The organism is Streptomyces lanatus, from assembly GCF_014655715.1.
Classification (GTDB): Bacteria; Actinomycetota; Actinomycetes; order Streptomycetales; family Streptomycetaceae; genus Streptomyces; species Streptomyces lanatus.
The window spans coordinates 160,842-177,465 of sequence record NZ_BNBM01000009.1 but is presented as its reverse complement, the minus strand read 5'-3'; the positions used below and the strand labels follow the sequence as shown (position 1 = coordinate 177,465).

19 protein-coding genes are annotated in these 16,624 nt (G+C 70.3%); 10 read left to right on the top strand and 9 right to left on the bottom strand.

What is annotated here, in order from left to right; all coding sequences use genetic code 11:
• Positions 1 to 42: 42 nt before the first annotated feature.
• From IE325_RS24245 to IE325_RS24235, 3 genes are all read right to left on the bottom strand, one after another.
• Positions 43 to 948 carry a hypothetical protein gene (locus tag IE325_RS24245; protein WP_190072137.1) on the bottom strand — a complete coding sequence of 302 codons (906 nt, stop codon included), beginning with the start codon at positions 946 to 948 and terminating at the stop codon, positions 43 to 45.
• A 137-nt stretch (positions 949 to 1,085) separates the two neighbouring features.
• Positions 1,086 to 1,406 (bottom strand): hypothetical protein, encoded by a 321-nt coding sequence (locus IE325_RS24240; protein WP_190072136.1) that lies wholly within the window; start codon positions 1,404 to 1,406, stop codon positions 1,086 to 1,088.
• 135 nt (positions 1,407 to 1,541) lie between these two features.
• A complete protein-coding gene (locus tag IE325_RS24235; RefSeq protein WP_190072135.1) occupies positions 1,542 to 2,066 on the bottom strand; it encodes a PadR family transcriptional regulator in 525 nt (174 codons plus the stop codon).
• Between the two features lie 114 nt (positions 2,067 to 2,180).
• On the opposite strand from IE325_RS24235, the gene IE325_RS24230 reads away from it, so the two are divergent.
• A complete protein-coding gene (locus IE325_RS24230) occupies positions 2,181 to 2,936 on the top strand; it encodes an alpha/beta fold hydrolase (protein ID WP_190072134.1) in 756 nt (251 codons plus the stop codon).
• 4 nt (positions 2,937 to 2,940) lie between these two features.
• Here IE325_RS24230 and IE325_RS24225 read toward each other — a convergent pair whose 3' ends face one another.
• A complete protein-coding gene (locus IE325_RS24225; RefSeq protein WP_190072133.1) occupies positions 2,941 to 3,540 on the bottom strand; it encodes a class I SAM-dependent methyltransferase in 600 nt (199 codons plus the stop codon).
• A gap of 152 nt (positions 3,541 to 3,692) precedes the next feature.
• On the opposite strand from IE325_RS24225, the gene IE325_RS24220 reads away from it, so the two are divergent.
• The 6 genes from IE325_RS24220 (at position 3,693) to IE325_RS24195 (ending at position 9,057) form a co-directional block, all read left to right on the top strand.
• The gene (locus IE325_RS24220; RefSeq protein ID WP_190072132.1) at positions 3,693 to 4,466 is read left to right on the top strand and encodes an MHYT domain-containing protein; all 774 of its coding nucleotides are present in this window, start codon (positions 3,693 to 3,695) and stop codon (positions 4,464 to 4,466) included.
• Positions 4,467 to 4,530: 64 nt separating this feature from the next.
• Complete coding sequence (locus IE325_RS24215; protein WP_190072131.1) at positions 4,531 to 7,044, top strand: sensor histidine kinase; 2,514 nt, start codon at positions 4,531 to 4,533, stop codon at positions 7,042 to 7,044.
• Positions 7,041 to 7,478: a roadblock/LC7 domain-containing protein gene (locus tag IE325_RS24210; RefSeq protein ID WP_190072130.1), complete on the top strand. Its 438-nt coding sequence runs from the start codon at positions 7,041 to 7,043 to the stop codon at positions 7,476 to 7,478. Before IE325_RS24215 ends, IE325_RS24210 begins: the two co-directional genes overlap by 4 nt.
• A gap of 22 nt (positions 7,479 to 7,500) precedes the next feature.
• On the top strand, positions 7,501 to 7,914 hold the full coding sequence (locus IE325_RS24205) for a DUF742 domain-containing protein (RefSeq protein ID WP_190072129.1): 414 nt from the start codon (positions 7,501 to 7,503) through the stop codon (positions 7,912 to 7,914).
• A gap of 138 nt (positions 7,915 to 8,052) precedes the next feature.
• A complete protein-coding gene (locus IE325_RS24200; protein ID WP_190072128.1) occupies positions 8,053 to 8,658 on the top strand; it encodes a GTP-binding protein in 606 nt (201 codons plus the stop codon).
• A 3-nt stretch (positions 8,659 to 8,661) separates the two neighbouring features.
• Entirely contained in the window at positions 8,662 to 9,057 is a 396-nt protein-coding gene (locus IE325_RS24195; protein ID WP_229911963.1) for a DUF6907 domain-containing protein, read from the top strand.
• A 57-nt stretch (positions 9,058 to 9,114) separates the two neighbouring features.
• On the opposite strand, the gene IE325_RS24190 is transcribed toward IE325_RS24195, so the two are convergent.
• Positions 9,115 to 9,543 carry a PPOX class F420-dependent oxidoreductase gene (locus tag IE325_RS24190; protein WP_190072127.1) on the bottom strand — a complete coding sequence of 143 codons (429 nt, stop codon included), beginning with the start codon at positions 9,541 to 9,543 and terminating at the stop codon, positions 9,115 to 9,117.
• 95 nt (positions 9,544 to 9,638) lie between these two features.
• On the opposite strand from IE325_RS24190, the gene IE325_RS24185 reads away from it, so the two are divergent.
• The gene (locus tag IE325_RS24185; RefSeq protein WP_190072126.1) at positions 9,639 to 10,052 is read left to right on the top strand and encodes a roadblock/LC7 domain-containing protein; all 414 of its coding nucleotides are present in this window, start codon (positions 9,639 to 9,641) and stop codon (positions 10,050 to 10,052) included.
• 126 nt (positions 10,053 to 10,178) lie between these two features.
• Positions 10,179 to 11,090 (top strand): DUF6397 family protein, encoded by a 912-nt coding sequence (locus IE325_RS24180; RefSeq protein ID WP_190072125.1) that lies wholly within the window; start codon positions 10,179 to 10,181, stop codon positions 11,088 to 11,090.
• Here the strand turns inward: IE325_RS24180 and IE325_RS24175 are convergent.
• Both IE325_RS24175 and IE325_RS24170 read right to left on the bottom strand, forming a co-directional pair.
• Entirely contained in the window at positions 11,077 to 11,946 is an 870-nt protein-coding gene (locus IE325_RS24175; RefSeq protein ID WP_190072124.1) for an acyl-CoA thioesterase, read from the bottom strand. The two genes, IE325_RS24180 and IE325_RS24175, sit on opposite strands and share 14 nt — an antisense overlap.
• A gap of 19 nt (positions 11,947 to 11,965) precedes the next feature.
• Positions 11,966 to 14,479, bottom strand: coding sequence for a DEAD/DEAH box helicase (locus tag IE325_RS24170; RefSeq protein WP_190072123.1), 2,514 nt, complete (start codon positions 14,477 to 14,479; stop codon positions 11,966 to 11,968).
• 145 nt (positions 14,480 to 14,624) lie between these two features.
• Between IE325_RS24170 and IE325_RS24165 the strand changes: the two genes are divergently transcribed.
• Positions 14,625 to 15,419, top strand: a complete 795-nt coding sequence (locus IE325_RS24165; RefSeq protein ID WP_190072122.1) for a metal-dependent hydrolase — start codon at positions 14,625 to 14,627, stop codon at positions 15,417 to 15,419.
• A gap of 161 nt (positions 15,420 to 15,580) precedes the next feature.
• On the opposite strand, the gene IE325_RS24160 is transcribed toward IE325_RS24165, so the two are convergent.
• Both IE325_RS24160 and IE325_RS24155 read right to left on the bottom strand, forming a co-directional pair.
• Positions 15,581 to 15,841 carry a type B 50S ribosomal protein L31 gene (locus tag IE325_RS24160; RefSeq protein WP_190072121.1) on the bottom strand — a complete coding sequence of 87 codons (261 nt, stop codon included), beginning with the start codon at positions 15,839 to 15,841 and terminating at the stop codon, positions 15,581 to 15,583.
• Positions 15,842 to 15,976: 135 nt separating this feature from the next.
• Complete coding sequence (locus IE325_RS24155) at positions 15,977 to 16,447, bottom strand: DUF5709 domain-containing protein (protein ID WP_190072120.1); 471 nt, start codon at positions 16,445 to 16,447, stop codon at positions 15,977 to 15,979.
• Positions 16,448 to 16,624 lie beyond the last annotated feature (177 nt).

Here is a 16,624-nt window from a genome sequence, read left to right as displayed (position 1 = left end):
CCCGCGGGGTCGTTCCTGCCTGTCTCCCGCCCTACGCGCCGCTCAGATCGGGCGCACGGCCATCTTGTCGAGCGCCTCCAGCAGCCCGGGCAGCTGCGGTCCTCGGCCCACCGGCAGGACCTCGCCGGGTTCGTCGTCCAAGAGCACGAACGCGATGTCGTCGGTCCTGGCGACGAGCGACCAGCCGGGGCCGTCCGCGCGCAGGGTCCGCGCGTCGCCCGATGCGAAGGAGGAGCGGACACGGCCGAGGGGCGGCGGGGACTCCACGTACGCGCGTGCCTCGGCGAGAACCCGCCGGATACCGCTGTGGCCACCCCGGTTCTCGCCCTGCTCGCCCGGCTCGGTGTCCGCTGCCTTCGGAGCCCCGTCCTTGTCGCCGTCCGAGCCTGCGTCCTCGTCGCCGTCCGCGTCCTCGGCGGCGTCCGCCGCACCGCCGGGCTGCACGAACTTGCTGTCGTCGATCTGCTCCCGCCAGATCGCCCATTGCAGCGCGATCTCGTCGGCGCCCAAGCGCCGTTGAGCCGGACCCCACACGCTCGTGTCCGGCGGGGCCAGCACCGGACCGTCCTCGTCCTCGAGGTCGGGGTCGTGCGGCGCGGGCACATTGGGCGCGGCGACGGCGACCGCCAGGGGCCATCCTGGCAGCGCGGCCACGACCGTGCGTTCGTCGGGTGACAGGTCGTACTCCATGCCGCAGTCCCAGGAGGCGATGGCGACGGCGACCAGAGAGACGTCGTCGATGACGACGGTCCAACGGGCACCGTCGCCGTCCTGGCCGAGCACCAGACCGTAGCCGTCGGCGAGCGGCGCGAGGCCGAGCGCGGCGCAGGCCTCCGGGTAGTCGTCGCCCAGCACGCTCGGGAACTTCGCCGGCGTCAGCAGCACCGCCGTGAGCACATACAGCGCATCGTCCGCGGCGGCGACGGCCTCCTCGTCCGTCCCGGCCATCCCAGCCTCCCCATCGGTTCGTCCATCGGCGCGCACCCTAGTGCGACAGGAAGCCGCTTGTCACGACTCCCAGGCACACCCGGAGCTGCAGTTTTCCGACCGGACGGGGCGAATCGGCCGTGATTTTGCCCATGCTGTCAGGACGCCGGGAGCCCGAGGAGGGACCGGGCCACGGTTTGCGGTGATTCGTCCCGCTCCCTGGCGAGCGCGATGACGGCGCGGCACGCCAGCTCATTCACCCCGAACGACAGCGCCTCCGGCGACACCCAGCCTGAGGCCTCGTCGATCTGATCCTGGTCGTCCTCCGCGCAGGCAGACACATAGACGGCGGCGGCCTCGAACAGGTTGTGCGGCCGCCTGTCCCTGTCCTTGGTCCTGACCATGTCCCTGTCGATGTCCGGGTCCGTCCGAAAGGCCTGCCGCAGTCTCGCACCCGCCTTGCGCACCCTGCCCCACATGGTGACCACCTTCCCCCTCTGTGGCTCAACTGGTTGATCGTTCATCTCCTCCTAATCAACGTAGAGTTGGAGCCTCGACGGCAGAAGAGGGACGACGGGGTGAAGGGCTCTCGACGGCCCGAATGACCTCACGGATCAGTCGTCGAGTGAGGCGATCGTCTCGCGCAGCCAGGTGAGCTCGGCCCTGGACGTGGCCCGCGCGATGGTCAGGATGCCGCGCCGGAACGGATCGTCCAGTTCCTCTGCGCGCAGGGGCCGGTCGCCGTCGTAGAAGAAGCTCGCCGGCTCCTCGAGGAAGGCCAGCCGACGCCGCAGTACGGCTGACTGGGCGGCGGTGTCGTCCAGGTGCCGCAGGAACGCGAGCAGCGTGAACCACCGGTTCTCGTCGCTGATGTCACGCGGGTCCGGTTCGGCGAGGCGGCGGCGCAGTTCCCGTCTGCCCTGCTCGGTGAGAGTCAGGACGTGACGTGGAGCGGCCACGGATCCGGGTTCGGTGGTCCGGGCCAGCAGGTCGGCCTTCTCCAGCCTTTTGATCGCGGGGTACAGCGTGCTCTCGGCGACGGGTTTCACGTGCCCGGTCAGTGCCGCGATGCGTTTGCGCAGCTCGTAGCCGTGGAGCGGGGTGTCGTAGAGGAATCCGAGGATGGCGAGCTCAAGCATGGCCACATTGTTGCGCGGATCCGCTGTACATCGTGAGGTGGATACATCGGATGCTTGATACATCTGTTGCGATGTATATAGTGCGGGTGCTGGTCATGATTCCGAGGGGGCTCGATGAAGCAGGCCGAATTCGACGGCAAGGGCAGCTGCATCCGATGGACGGAGGCGCCGGGGGAGGGGCCCGCGCGCGTGTATGTGCACGGACTGGGGTCGGTCTCCTCCGTGTACCACGCCCATGTCGCGGCCCGGCCCGAACTCGCGGGTCGGCGGACCCTGTTCGTCGACCTTCCGGGGCATGGCATCAGCGACCGGCCCGAGAGCTTCGGCTACACCTTGGAGGAGCACGCGGACGCCCTGGCCGTGGCCCTGGACGCGGCGGGGCTCGGTGGCGCCGAACTGATCGCGCACAGCATGGGCGGCTCCGTGGCCATCGTGCTCGTTCATCGGCGGCCCGACCTCGTCTCCCGGCTGGTCCTCACCGAGGCCAACCTCGACGCTTCGCCCCCGCCCGCCGCGGGCAGCGCATGGATCACGGCATACGAGGAGGAGGACTACGTCGCAGGCGCCCACGCGAGTGTGCTGGAAGCCGTCGGGCCCGTGTGGGCGGCGACCATGCGGCTGGCCGACCCGCGGGCCCTGCACCGCAGTGCCGTGGCGCTGCGGCGCGGTTCCGTGCCGATCATGCGGGACATCCTCGAAGGACTGTCGGTCGACCGCGTGTTCCTTCAGGGCGAGTCGAGCGGTGAACTCCTCGGGAGGCGAGCCCTGGAGGCAGCGGGTGTGCGTGTGGTGACCGTGCCCGGAGCCGGCCACAACGTCATGTTCGACAATCCCGACGCCTTCGTCGCGGTCGTCGTCGGGCGGGGGTGAGCCGTCAGGAATCCCGCGAGGCCAACGCCAGGAAGCGGTCGTCCTCGTCGACGTACGACGTCATACGCCATCCGGAGCCGGCCAGCAGCGGACGCAGGTTGGGCTCGGCCCGTAGGTCTTCCGGGGTGATCTGCCGGCCCTGGCGTGCCGCGAGCGCCGCTCGTCCGATCGGATGGAACAGCGCCAGCGTGCCGCCGGGGCGCACCACCCGGGCCAACTCCCGCAGGTTCTCGGCGGGATGGGGCAGGTGCGCGATCAGGCCGGCCGCGAACACCGCGTCGAGCGAATCCGCCCGCAACGGAAGCGCGGCCACGTCGGCGAGCAGCAACTGCCCGTCCGCGTCCCGTCCTGCCCGTACGGCGGCCTCCAGCATGGCCGGGGTCAGATCGGCACCCAGGACCACTCCGGAGGGCCCCACGGCGGCACGCAGCGGCGGCAGGGCACGCCCGGTGCCGCAGCCCGCGTCGAGGACGCGAGCGCCCTCGCGCAGCCCGAGCTCGGCGACCGCGGCCGCGTAGACGGGCCCGTCGTCGGGGAATTTGCTGTCCCAGTCGGCGGCGCGGGCCGTGAAGAACTCCTGCACGTGTGTGTGGTCGTCGCTCATGCTCCGCATGATCCCTCACCGGCACGGATGACGCCGCTGTGCGCATGTTCGAGCGTGACGCGGTCGTTCCGATGCATCACGACGTCATATTCCAACAGCTTTCGAAATGCGCCCCCTTCGTGCGCCCCTGCCCCGGCTAGCGTCCCGTGGCCATGGGACACCTGGACCACGCCGCCCTCGGCTGGCTGACCCCCGTGCTGTCGTACGTCATGGCCTGCACCGGTGCCGCGCTCGGCCTGCGCTGCACCGTCCGCGCGCTCGGTGCCACCGGCCGGTCGCGCCGCAACTGGCTCGTCACCGCCGCCTCGGCGATCGGCACCGGCATCTGGACCATGCACTTCGTGGCCATGCTGGGCTTCAGCGTCGGTGGCACCGACATCCGCTACGACGTGCCGCTCACCATCCTGAGCCTCCTCGTCGCCATGGCCGTCGTATGCGCCGGCGTCTTCGCCGTCGGATACGGCCGTGACCGCGCCCGCGCGCTCTTCGTGGGCGGTCTCACCACCGGTCTCGGCGTCGCGAGCATGCACTACTTGGGCATGGCCGCCGTACGACTGCACGGCGACGTCACCTACGACCCCCTGCTGGTCGGCCTCTCCGTACTGATCGCCGTGGTCGCGGCGACCGCGGCGCTGTGGGCCGCGCTCAACATCAAGTCGCCCGTCGCCGTCACCATCGCCTCGTTGATCATGGGCGCGGCGGTCAGCAGCATGCACTACACCGGCATGTTCGCGGTCGGCGTGGAGGTCACACCCTCCGACGAGGTCCTGCCCGGGGCCACGGCGATGCAGTTCATCTTCCCCCTCGCCGTCGGCCTCGGGTCGTACCTCTTCCTCACCTCCGCCTTCGTCGCGCTGTCGCCCACCACGGGGGAGCGCGAGGCGTCCGCGTCGGCCCAGAGATCGGTCGAAGGCGTCGCGGGCTAGCGCGACCGGACCGCACCCGCGAGGCCTGACGGCATGCCCCGAACCACTTCCGAGCGAGGAGGCCATGCGCCCACCCCGTAGGACCACCGCAGCCGACGCCGACACGTCGGCACCGCCTCCGGCGCGCGGCCGCCGCGCCCACGCCGGACCACCGGCCGACGAAGGACCGGACGAGCCCCCGGGCGGGACGCCGCCCCCGCGCGCGGAGCACTGGCCCATACGTCCGCGCACCGTCCGCGCCAAGATCATCTGTCTGCTGATGGTGCCCGTCGTCTCGCTGCTGGCCCTGTGGGCCTACGCCACGGTCACCACCGCGCAGGACGTCTCCAGGCTGCGTCAGTTGCAGCATGTCGACTCGGAGATCAGGACCCCCGTCACCGCGGCCGTGACCGCCCTCCAGGCCGAACGCGCGGCCGCCGTGCGCTACGCCACCGACCCGTCAACGGGACGCGGCGATGACTTGAGGAAGCGCGCTCAGGACACCGACAAGGCCGTGGCGCGGCTCCGGCTGGGCGACCGCAACACCGTCGCCGACGGAGGAGATCTCCCCGCCGGAGTCGCCGGACGACTCCAGGCCTTCGTCAGCGGCGCCGAGCAATTGAGCGCCCTGCGGAGTGCCGTTCTCGACCGCCGCTCGGGCTGGGACGAGGCCTACGGGCGCTACACGATCACCATCGCGACCGCCTTCTCGGTGGGCGGCGCCCTCACGGGCATCCAGGACGCCGAGCTCGGCTCCGATGCGCGCGTGCTGCTCGAATTCGCCCGCGCGGGAGAGGCGTTGGCCCAGGAGGACGTGGTGCTGGGCAGCGCACGCCTGGCCGGACACCTCGACGGAGAGCGGCTGCGGCTGTTCACCGGAGCCGTCGACACCCGCCGTACCCTCACCGCGTCCGCCGTGGCCGACCTCCGCGGATCCGAAGGCGCGGCCTGGCAGAGCCTCGCCGACGGCAGTGACTACGCGACCGTGACGGCCGTCGAGGACAAGGTCCTCGCCATGTCACCCCGCGCGGGCTCGATCGACGCGGCGCCAGAAGGCGTCTGGAGCAAGGCACACGCACGCGTGCAGGGCGCCATGCGGGCCATCGAGCAGGACGCGGGGCGCGATGTCGCGGAGCGCGCCGACCCCTTCGCCCGTGGTCTGCTCACCGCGGCCGGCGCCGCGGTCCTGCTCGGCCTCGTCGCTGTGATCGCCTCGCTCGTGATCTCCGTCCGCATCGGCCGCGGCCTGGTGGTCGAGCTGGTCAGCCTGCGCAACAGCGCCCTGGAGATCGCCCGGCGCAAACTGCCCGAGGCCATGCGGAAGCTGCGCGCCGGAGAGGAGATCGACATCCGGGCCGAGGCACCCACAGGGCCGCCCGCCGAGGACGAGACCGGCCAGGTCGGCGAGGCCCTGGGCACCGTCCACCGCGCCGCCCTCAGAGCTGCCGTGGAGCGCGCCGAACTCGCCAGCGGCATCTCCGGCGTCTTCGTCAACCTCGCCCGCCGCAGCCAGGTGCTCGTCCACCGCCAACTGACCCTCCTGGACAGCATGGAACGGCGCTCCGACGACCCGAACGAACTGAGCGACCTCTTCCGGCTCGACCACCTCACCACCCGCATGCGGCGCCATGCCGAGAGCCTGATCATCCTCTCCGGGGCGGCGCCCGGACGCGCCTGGCGGATGGCGGTCTCCCTCACCGACGTGGTCCGCGCGGCCGTCTCCGAAGTGGAGGACTACGCGCGCGTGGAGGTACGTCAGCTGCCCGCGACCTCCGTCGTCGGCGCGGCCGTCGCCGACCTCACCCACCTTCTCGCCGAGCTCGTCGAGAACGCCGCCCAGTTCTCGCCGCCCCACACGCGCGTGCGCGTCACCGGCGAACCCGTCGGTAATGGATACGCCGTCGAGGTCGAGGACCGCGGCCTCGGCATGGGCAAGGAGACCCTGACCGAGGCCAACCGGCGCATCGAACAGTCCGAGGCGCTCGACCTGTTCGACAGCGACCGTCTCGGCCTCTTCGTGGTCAGCAGGCTCGCCGCCCGACACGGCATCAAGGTGCACCTGCGCACCTCGCCCTACGGCGGCACGACCGCGGTCGTCCTACTGCCCACAGCCCTGCTGCACGGCGCCTCCGCGGAACGTTCCCCCGGCGCGGCGGCGGACCCCCCGCGGCTGGCGGAACACGACCACGCGCGTGTGCCCGTCACGGAGAGGCACCAGGAGCCCGTCCAGGCGGCCGCCGACCGGCCCGCCCTGGTGGCTCCCGCACCGACCGAGACCCGGACGGCGAACCACACCCCACCCCCCGGAGTCACCACCTTGCGACTACACCGCCCAACGGACGACTCCATAGCCGCCGACGACCTGCCACGCCGCGTACGCCAGGCGAGCCTCGCCCCCCAACTACGCGAAGGGCGCATCGAGGAACAGGCCGGGACGACCGCCTTCCACGACGACGACCGGCGCACCCCCGAACTCGTCAGGGACCGCATGGCCGCCTACCGCGACGGCTGGGCGCGCGGCGGCGGCAGGCAACCCGGTCGCGGCGCCACCCCAGAACCCACGCGGCGCGGCGACAGCACTGAAGGAGACCCCGCATGATCCAGGATCCGAGCATGAGAGCCGCCCAGAGGTCCGGCGAACTGGACTGGCTGCTCGACGACTTGGTGCTGCGCGTCAGAGAGGTGCGGCACGCCGTGGTGCTGTCCAACGACGGGCTCGCCGTGGGCGCGTCCACGGACCTACGCCGTGAGGACGCCGAGCACCTCGCCGCGGTCGCCTCCGGTTTCCACAGCCTGGCCAAGGGCGTGGGGCGGCACTTCGGTGCCGGTGGGGTCCGTCAGACCATGGTCGAGATGGACGACGCCTTCCTGTTCGTCGCGGCCGCAGGCGACGGCTCCTGCCTCGCCGTCCTCACCGCCGTGACCGCCGACATCGGGCTGGTGGCGTACGAGATGGCACGGCTGGTCAAACGGGTCGGCGAGCACCTCTACACACCGCCACGCGCGGCCGCGCGGCCACCCGCCACGGGATGAGCCGGAAGGGCGGTCCGCGCGCATGACCGAGGACACGAACGGCGCCCCGCGCGAGCCGGGCAGCCAGTGGTACGACGGCGAGGCCGGGCCTCTGGTCCGCCCGTACGCCATGACCGGTGGACGCACCAGACCAGGCCCCAGCGGGGTGCGTTTCGACCTGATCGCCCTCGTCACACTCGCCACCACGGCGAGCGGCACCGGCGACGACACCACGCTCGGGCCGGAACACCGGTCCCTGATCGACCTGTGCCGACCGGAGACCCAGTCGGTCGCCGAGCTCGCCGCGGGAGCAGATCTGCCCGTCGGAGTCGTCAGGGTGCTGCTCGGCGACCTCCTGGAACTGGGGCGCGTCACCGTCAGCCGTCCGGTGCCGCCCGCGCAGCTCCCCGACGAGCGGATCCTGCGCGAGGTGATCGCCGGATTGCGAGCGCTGTAGATGAGACACCGAACCGGAACGAGACGGTCGCATCGAGCCAAAACCGTTCCAACCCCACGAAGTGCGGCGGTAGTTGTCATGATGCTGACTTCACATAGATACCTCGAAAAATGCCGGTACTCCCGAGAGAAGTGATCGATGGTCCCCGAGCACTCCGACGCCTCCGAGGCCGACACGGCCGCCCTGGCGTTGAAGATTCTTGTCGCCGGCGGATTCGGCGTGGGCAAGACCACCCTGGTGGGCGCCGTCAGCGAGATCCGGCCGCTGCGTACTGAGGAACTCCTCAGCGAGGCCGGTCAGTCGGTCGACGACACCGGTGGCGTGAGCCAGAAGGTCACCACGACCGTCGCCATGGACTTCGGGCGCATCACCATCCGGTCCGGGCTGTCCCTGTACCTCTTCGGCACCCCGGGCCAGGACCGCTTCTGGTTCCTCTGGGACGAGCTGTCACAAGGCGCTCTGGGTGCCGTGGTTCTCGCCGACACCCGGCGCCTGGAGGACTGCTTCCCCGCCGTGGACTACTTCGAGCACCGGCACATCCCGTTCGTCGTGGCCGTCAACTGCTTCGCGGGCGCCCGGACCTACGGCGCCCACGACGTCTCACGCGCCCTCGACCTTGACCAGGGGACGCCGGTCGTGCTCTGCGACGCCCGGGACCGGGCCTCGGGAAAGGAGGTACTGATCCGACTCGTCGAGTACGCCGGCCGGATGCACACCGCCCGGCTGCTCAACTCCGTCGGCTGACCGGTGCCCGACCCTGCCGGCGCCGACCCGATGAACACCGAGCCCCGCAAGGCCACGCTCACCGTCTTCGTGGTCAAGCCCCTGGAGATCGACGAACCCGACCGGTGCACCGGCCACTCTGCTGACGGCCTCACCCAGTACAAGGTCGACATCTCCCACGACGGGCCCGAGCACGTCATCGCCCCCGGCGGCCGCGAAATGTTCCGTGCTTTCCTCACCCAGGCCCCGTTCTCCAGCGCCGACCGCACCGTCGGCCTGTACATCGAGGGCGCCGACATCACAGGCACCCACACGCCGCACGAGGTCGAGCAACTGGCCGACGCTCTTGCCGAGTCGGCCGACCAGCTGCGCGCCCTCAGCCGCGACCTCGCCCGCATCCTCGCCCAGGGTGAGGACTGATGGGACTCCTCTCCTGACCCGCCGGTGGCACGGGCGCCGATGGCGTACGGACCGCCGTCAGTCGGCCACGTCCCGCTCCGCCAGCACCTTCTGAATCGTGACGCGGACGAGGAGCTCACCCGGGACGCCATTGCGCGCCCCGAACTCCTCCGCGCGCTCCTCACCCATGTACCGCGCCCCGATACGACCGGCCCAGTGCCTCAGCTCCTCGAGGTCCTCCGAGATCCGCGCGCGGCCCTGGAGGACCACGAAGGAGTAGGGCGGCCGGTCATCGTCCACGCACAGCGCCACCCGGCCGTCACGCACCAGATTGCGGCCCTTCACGCTCGAACTGCCCGTGTTGAACACCAGCTCGTCGCCGTCGAGCACGAACCAGATCGGGGTCACATGCGGGCTTCCGTCGGCCCGCACCGTCGACAGCTTCGCGGTGCGCGTGCCGTGCGAGACGAACGCCCGCCATTCCTCATCGGTCATCTTCTTCGCCATGCCCCCATCCTCCTTGCCCGGGAACCGGATCGTCGGGAAGGGTGGCGAAGAGACCTCCGGTGCAGGGGGAGACATCTACACGGGGAGACCGGAACATGGCGCAGAACCAGGGGCTCGACTGGCTACTGGACGATCTGACCGAGCGCGTCGATCATGTGCGACACGCGCTGGTGCTGTCCAACGACGGTCTGGTGACGGGTGCGAGTACGGGACTTCGCCGCGAGGACGCCGAGCACCTCGCAGCCGTCTCGTCCGGACTGCACAGCCTCGCCAAAGGCTCGGGACGGCACTTCGGCGCGGGCAGAGTACGTCAGACGATGGTCGAGTTCGATGACGCCGTACTGTTCGTCACCGCGGCGGGCACCGGCAGCTGTCTGTGCGTGCTCAGCGGCGCGGACGCCGACATCGGCCAGATCGCCTACGAGATGACCCTGCTCGTCAACCGGGTCGGAGAGCACCTCGACGTGGACGCCCGACAGCCCGAACGGGCACCACTCAAAGACCTCTGACCTGCTGTTTCGCCGCCCCTTGCGGAGTTATCCACAGGCTCGCCACGAGATTCGGCGAACCGGCTACGGTTTTGTCACGGCGAACGCACAGAGCGTGAGCCACTGACTCCACGGGGGAGACCGAGCATGTCACGCGAGACCGCCACCCAAACGCGCCACCCTGCCTGCACGCCGAGCCGAGCGGCCCGTGAACTGGGCCTGAAGCGAGGGGAGCTGGACCTGGCCGTCCACCTCGGCCTGATCCAGTCCGTGCCCGACGAGGGAGGCGGGGGCCGGCGAGTCCCACGCGCCGAGATCGACCGGGTGAGTTCGGCGGACGGCTTCCCCGACTCATTGCTGGACCGCGTGAAGGTCGTGGGCACCACCGATGGCGCGGACGTCCTGGACGTGACCGCAAGCCGGTTCACCCGCCTCGCCCGTCTCGGGCTGGTGGTGCCGGTCAAGTTCTATCTGAACCGCTATCGAGCCGTGGTCTGGCTGTATCTGGCCGAGGAGTTGAAGCGGTTCGCCGCCGACGAGCGCAACAGCCCACTGCTGAACGACCGCCGCATGCCCGAGGGGTTGCGCGACATGCTCGACGCGGGAGTGGACCTGCGCGCACGTAACTGGCGCGGACGGCATCGCGGGTTCCTGCTGCGCCTGGCCGAGGACCCGTGGGAGAGCGCCGGCGCGCTGGCCGCCTTCCTCGATCCCGTCCAGATCGCGGAGATCGTCCCCGACCCCTATGAGCGCTCCCATCTGAACCGCTTCCGGTCCGGAGCCCCCGAGTCCGGCGCACCGGGTTCGCCCGCTGCCCTCATCGCCGAGAAGATCATGACCGCGGACGACCCGGACGAGATCGATCTGTTGTGCGCCGACCTGGCCGCGGTTCTGGAGGACGCACGCGTGATGCGGCCCGCGCCGCGTCCCACGGCACGACGGGTCCCGGCGCCGTCGCATCAGGGGCACCTCGGCTCACCCCGGCCCGAGGAGCCGGAACCGCGCCGCGGTTGGCTGAGGCGGCTCAGGCGCCGGACCTCGCGGGTTACAGCGCCCTGAACAGTCCCTCCTGGACGACGGACACCAGCAGGCGTCCCTCCAGGTCATAGATCCGCCCCCGGGCGAGACCCCGTCCGCCGGTCGCGATCGGCGACTCCTGGTCGTACAGGAACCACTCGTCCGCGCGGAAGGGCCGGTGGAACCACATGGCGTGGTCCAGTGACGCGATGTCGAAACTCCGCGGGCCCCACAGCGGTTCGACGGGGATACGGACCGCGTCCAGGAGGGTCATGTCGCTGGCGTAGGTCAGCGCGCAGGTGTGCACGACCGGGTCGTCGCCCAGCGGCCCGACCGCCCGCATCCACACCGCGCTGCGCGGCTCGGCGCCCTTGACCTCGTCCTCGGTCCAGCGCAGCCGGTCGACATAGCGGATGTCGAAAGGCTGACGCCGGGCCATCCGCTCCAACTGTTCCGGCAGCGCGCCCAGATGCTCCCGGATCTCCTCGGTGACCGTCGGCAGCGACTCCGGGTCCGGGACCTTGCGGGCCGGCGGCAACTGGTGCTCGAAACTCCCCTGTTCAGGCTTGTGAAAGGAGGCGGTGAGATTGAAGATCGTGCGGCCCTGCTGCACCGCGGTGACCCGACGGGTCGTGAACGACCTGCCGTCCCGCACCCGTTCGACCTGGTACACGATCGGCACCCCCGGCCGCCCGGGGCGAAGGAAGTACGCGTGCAGCGAGTGCACGGGGCGGTCGCCTTCCGTGGTGCGTGCGGCGGCGACCAGCGCCTGGCCCGCCACCTGGCCGCCGAAGACCCGCTGCAGGGACTCCTGCGGGCTGCGGCCACGGAAGATGTTGACCTCGATCTGCTCCAGGTCGAGCAGGTCGACGAGCCTCTCGGCCGGGTTGGTCGTCATGGGTGGGCTTCTCCTGTGCTCACAACTGGCCTACGTCGGTGACGCGGACCACGGCGCGGCCCTCCGCGTCGGAAGCGGTGAGGTCGATCTCCGCGCTGATGCCCCAGTCATGGTCGCTGTTCGGGTCGTCGAAGATCTGGCGGACCCGCCACAGGCGGTTCGCCGGCTCCTCCTCGATCACCAGGAGCTTGGGTCCGCGGGCGTCGGGGCCGGTACCGAGGTCCTCGTACTCGTCCCAGTACTTGTCCATCGCCTCGCCCCAGGCGTCGGCGTCCCAGCCCGCGTCGGCGTCCATCTCGCCCAGCTCCTCGACCTGGTCGAGCGCGGCGAGTTCGACACGGCGGAACATGGCGTTGCGGACGAGGACACGGAAGGCACGCGCGTTGGAGGTGACCGGCTTGACCTCGTCGGCCTTCTCCTGGGCCTCCTCGGCGGTCATCTCCTCCGGGTTGGCGAGCTGCTCCCACTCGTCCAGCAGGCTGGAGTCGACCTGGCGCACCATCTCGCCGAGCCACTCGATCAGGTCCTGAAGGTCCTCGGACTTGAGGTCGTCCGGGATGTTGTGGTCGAGGGTCTTGTAGGCGCTGGCGAGGTAGCGCAGCACGATGCCCTCGGTGCGGGCCAGCTCGTAGACCGACACCAACTCCGTGAAGGACAGCGCGCGTTCGTACATGTCCCGGATGACCGACTTCGGCGACAGAGGGTGGTCGCCGACCCAGGGGTGGCTCTTGCGGTACGTGTTGTACGCGTGGAAGAGCAGCTCCTCCAGGGGCTTCGGGTAGGTGACGTCCTGGAGGCGCTCCATGCGCTCCTCGTACTCGACACCGTCCGCCTTCATCGCGGCGACGGCCTCGCCCTTCGCCTTGTTCAGCTGGGCGACGAGGATCTGGCGCGGGTCGTCCAGCGTGGACTCGACGACGGACACCATGTCCAGGGCGTACGACGGCGACTCCGGGTCCAGCAGCTCGAACGCGGCCAGTGCGAAGGTGGACAGCGGCTGGTTGAGCGCGAAGTCCTGCTGCAGATCGACGGTGAGACGGACGATGCGGCCTGTGGCGTCCGGCTCGTCGAGCTTCTCGACGATGCCGCCGTCCAGCAGCGAGCGGTAGATCGCGATCGCACGCCGGATGTGCCGCAGCTGCTGCTTGCGCGGCTCGTGGTTGTCCTCCAGGAGATGCCGCATCGCCTCGAAGGCGTTGCCCGGCCGGGCGATCACCGACAGCAGCATGGTGTGCGTCACCCGGAAGCGGGACGTCAGCGGCTCCGGCTCGGAGGTGATCAGTTTCTCGAAGGTGTTCTCCGTCCAGGCCACGAAACCCTCGGGCGCCTTCTTGCGGACGACCTTGCGGCGCTTCTTCGGGTCGTCGCCGGCCTTGGCGAGCGCCTTCTCGTTCTCGATGACGTGCTCGGGCGCCTGGGCCACGACGAAGCCCGCAGTGTCGAAGCCCGCCCGCCCGGCACGACCGGCGATCTGATGGAACTCACGGGCCCGCAGCGTGCGGACGCGACTGCCGTCGTACTTGGTGAGGGCTGTGAACAGCACGGTGCGGATGGGCACGTTGACACCCACACCGAGTGTGTCCGTACCGCAGATGACCTTCAGCAGACCCGCCTGCGCGAGTTTCTCCACCAGACGCCGGTACTTCGGCAGCATCCCGGCGTGATGGACACCGATGCCGTGCCGGACGTAACGGGAGAGATTGCGGCCGAACTTGGTGGTGAAGCGGAAGTTGCCGATCAGCTCGGCGATCTGGTCCTTCTCCTCGCGCGAGCACATGTTGATGCTCATCAGCGCCTGTGCCCGTTCCACGGCCTGCGCCTGAGTGAAGTGCACGATGTAGACCGGCGCCTGCTTGGTCTGAAGCAGTTCGGTCAGGGTCTCGGTGAGCGGAGTGAATTTGTACTCGTAGGACAGCGGCACGGGACGGGTGGCCGAGCGAACCACCGCAGTCGGCCGGCCGGTGCGCCGGGTGAGGTCCTTCTCGAACATCGAGACATCGCCGAGCGTGGCCGACATCAGGATGAACTGAGCCTGCGGCAGCTCCAGGATCGGGATCTGCCAGGCCCAGCCGCGGTCGCCCTCCGCGTAGAAGTGGAACTCGTCCATGACGACCTGGCCGACGTCCGCGTCCTTGCCGTCGCGCAGCGCGATCGACGCCAGCACCTCCGCGGTGCAGCAGATGACCGGGGCGTCGGCGTTGACGGACGCGTCGCCGGTGAGCATGCCGACGTTCTCGGTGCCGAAGATCTTGCACAGCTCGAAGAACTTCTCCGAGACGAGTGCCTTGATCGGAGCGGTGTAGAAGGTGACCTCGTCCCGGGCCAGCGCGGCGAAGTGGGCGCCCGCGGCGATCATGCTCTTGCCGGAGCCGGTGGGCGTCGACACGATCACATTCGCGCCGGAGACCACCTCGATCAGCGCCTCCTCCTGGTGGGGATAGAGGGTGAGCCCGCGCTCCTCGGCCCACGACTCGAAGGCTTCGTAGAGGGCGTCGGGGTCGGCGGTCGGCGGCAGCTGATCGATGAGGGTCACCCACCCATCTTGCCTGCCCTCCTGCCGCATCGGGGAATCGGCTGCGGGCACGAAGATCGCAAACGCTACGCTGTGTCGCCGACGACAAGTCAGCGAACCCGGTCAACTGGACAGCGGCACACGAGGAATGGGGCGGGCAACGGCCATGATGGGACCAGCACACTCACTGTCGGGCGCCGCAGCCTGGCTCGGCGTCGGAGCGGCGGCGGCGGCCGCCGGGCACGGAATGCCCTGGCCGGTCCTCCTAGTCGGCGCGCTGATCTGCGCCGGGGCGGCCCTCGCCCCGGACCTCGACCACAAGGCGGCCACGATCTCGCGGGCCTTCGGACCGCTGTCGCGCTGGCTGTGCGAGATCGTCGACAAGCTGTCGTACGCCGTCTACAAGGCGACCAGGAAGCAGGGCGACCCGCGTCGCTCCGGAGGCCATCGCACGCTCACGCACACCTGGCTGTGGGCGGTCATGATCGGCGCGGGCACCTCGGTCCTGGCGATCACCGGCGGTCGTTGGGCGGTGCTGGCGATCCTCTTCGTGCACATGGTGCTGGCCATCGAAGGCCTGCTGTGGCGCGCGGCCCGGGGCTCCAGCAGCGATGTCCTGGTCTGGCTGCTGGCCGCGACCAGCGCATGGATCCTCGCGGGCGTGCTGGACAAGCCGGGCAACGGCTCCGACTGGCTGTTCACGGCGCCCGGCCAGGAGTATCTGTGGCTGGGGCTGCCGATCGTGCTCGGCGCGCTGGTGCACGACATCGGGGACGCGCTGACGGTGTCCGGCTGCCCGATACTCTGGCCGATCCCGGTCGGCCGCAAGCGCTGGTACCCGCTGGGTCCGCCCAAGGCCATGCGGTTCCGGGCGGGCAGCTGGGTCGAGCTCAAGGTGCTGATGCCGGTGTTCATGGTGCTCGGCGGAGTGGGCTGCGCGGCGGCGCTCAACGTGATCTGAGCGGGCGCGGGTCCGGTACGGCCGGAGATCCGCCTGCGGTAGCGAGGTGTCGCCCGCCAGGTGACTCCGGTCGCCCAGCGGAGGACTTCGGAGGGGGACTCACTGGTGTCCTGCCCAGGACAGCCGCCCCGCTCCTGCCCGGATCTGGGTTCGGATCCGGATCAGCCGCCGTGTCCCTGTCCGCCGCCGTAGCGCCGCTCGAACGCGGCGACGCGGCCCTCGGAGTCCACCGTCCGGGCCTTGCCGGTGTAGAAGGGATGACTCTCCGAGGAGATCTCGACGTCCACGACCGGGTAGGTCTCGCCGTCGTCCCAATCGATGGTCTGGTCGCTGGTCGCGGTGGACCGGGTCAGGAAGGCGTAGCCTGCGGCGCGGTCACGGAATACCACCGCGTGGTAGTCGGGGTGCTTGTCCTGCTGCATGCGAGCTCCTCGTGGGGCGGCATCGGCGAGGCCGGTGGCCTGGGGCCGAATGGTGGGGCCGACAGCCCGGGGGCTGCGGTCACGGGGACTGCGGGACGGGGACTGACCGTGTCGACCGCGCGACGGGCGCGGGCGTCAGCCGGACAGGGAGTCCTCGTCGACGATGTGCATGGCGGCCTCCTCGGCGGACGCCGCGGCGCCGTCGATACCCACGTCCGTCGCGACGAGCGCGCTCTCGTCATCCTCGTGGGCGCCTTCGTCGGGTGCCACGAGGCGACCGGAGCGCATGGCGCCGACCTCGTTGTCGAGGAGTTCCCCATCGGTGCCGTCGGCGTCGCCGATGCCGTCGCCATCGGGTGCGACGAGGTCCGGCATCTCCTCGGCGAGCCGCTGGTCGAGGGTCTCGCCCTGCCGGCGCTCGGCGGCCGTGACGCCGCGGTGCTCCACCGCCCACGGTCGCTCCGGAGGGGACCAGCCCCGATCCAGAGGATCGTCGACGCCGTCGTTCTCCAGGGTGTCCTCCGCGTCCAGCAGACCCGTGTCCTCACGTTGATCGGATGCGTCGGGCTGGTAGACGTCGTCACCCCATCCGTCGGCGCTGTTCACGGCTACCTCCAGGTGGTGCGGACGGGCCCGAACCCACCGCGCTCGGCGGCGGGCCGTCGCGGCGCGGGGCACAGGCCGCACCCGGCGCGAACCGCGAGGTTCCCGGGTGCTCCCCGAACCGGTGCCGCTATCCAGCCTTCCACCCCTTTTCGCCCCGGCGCAACGCCACGGGACGAG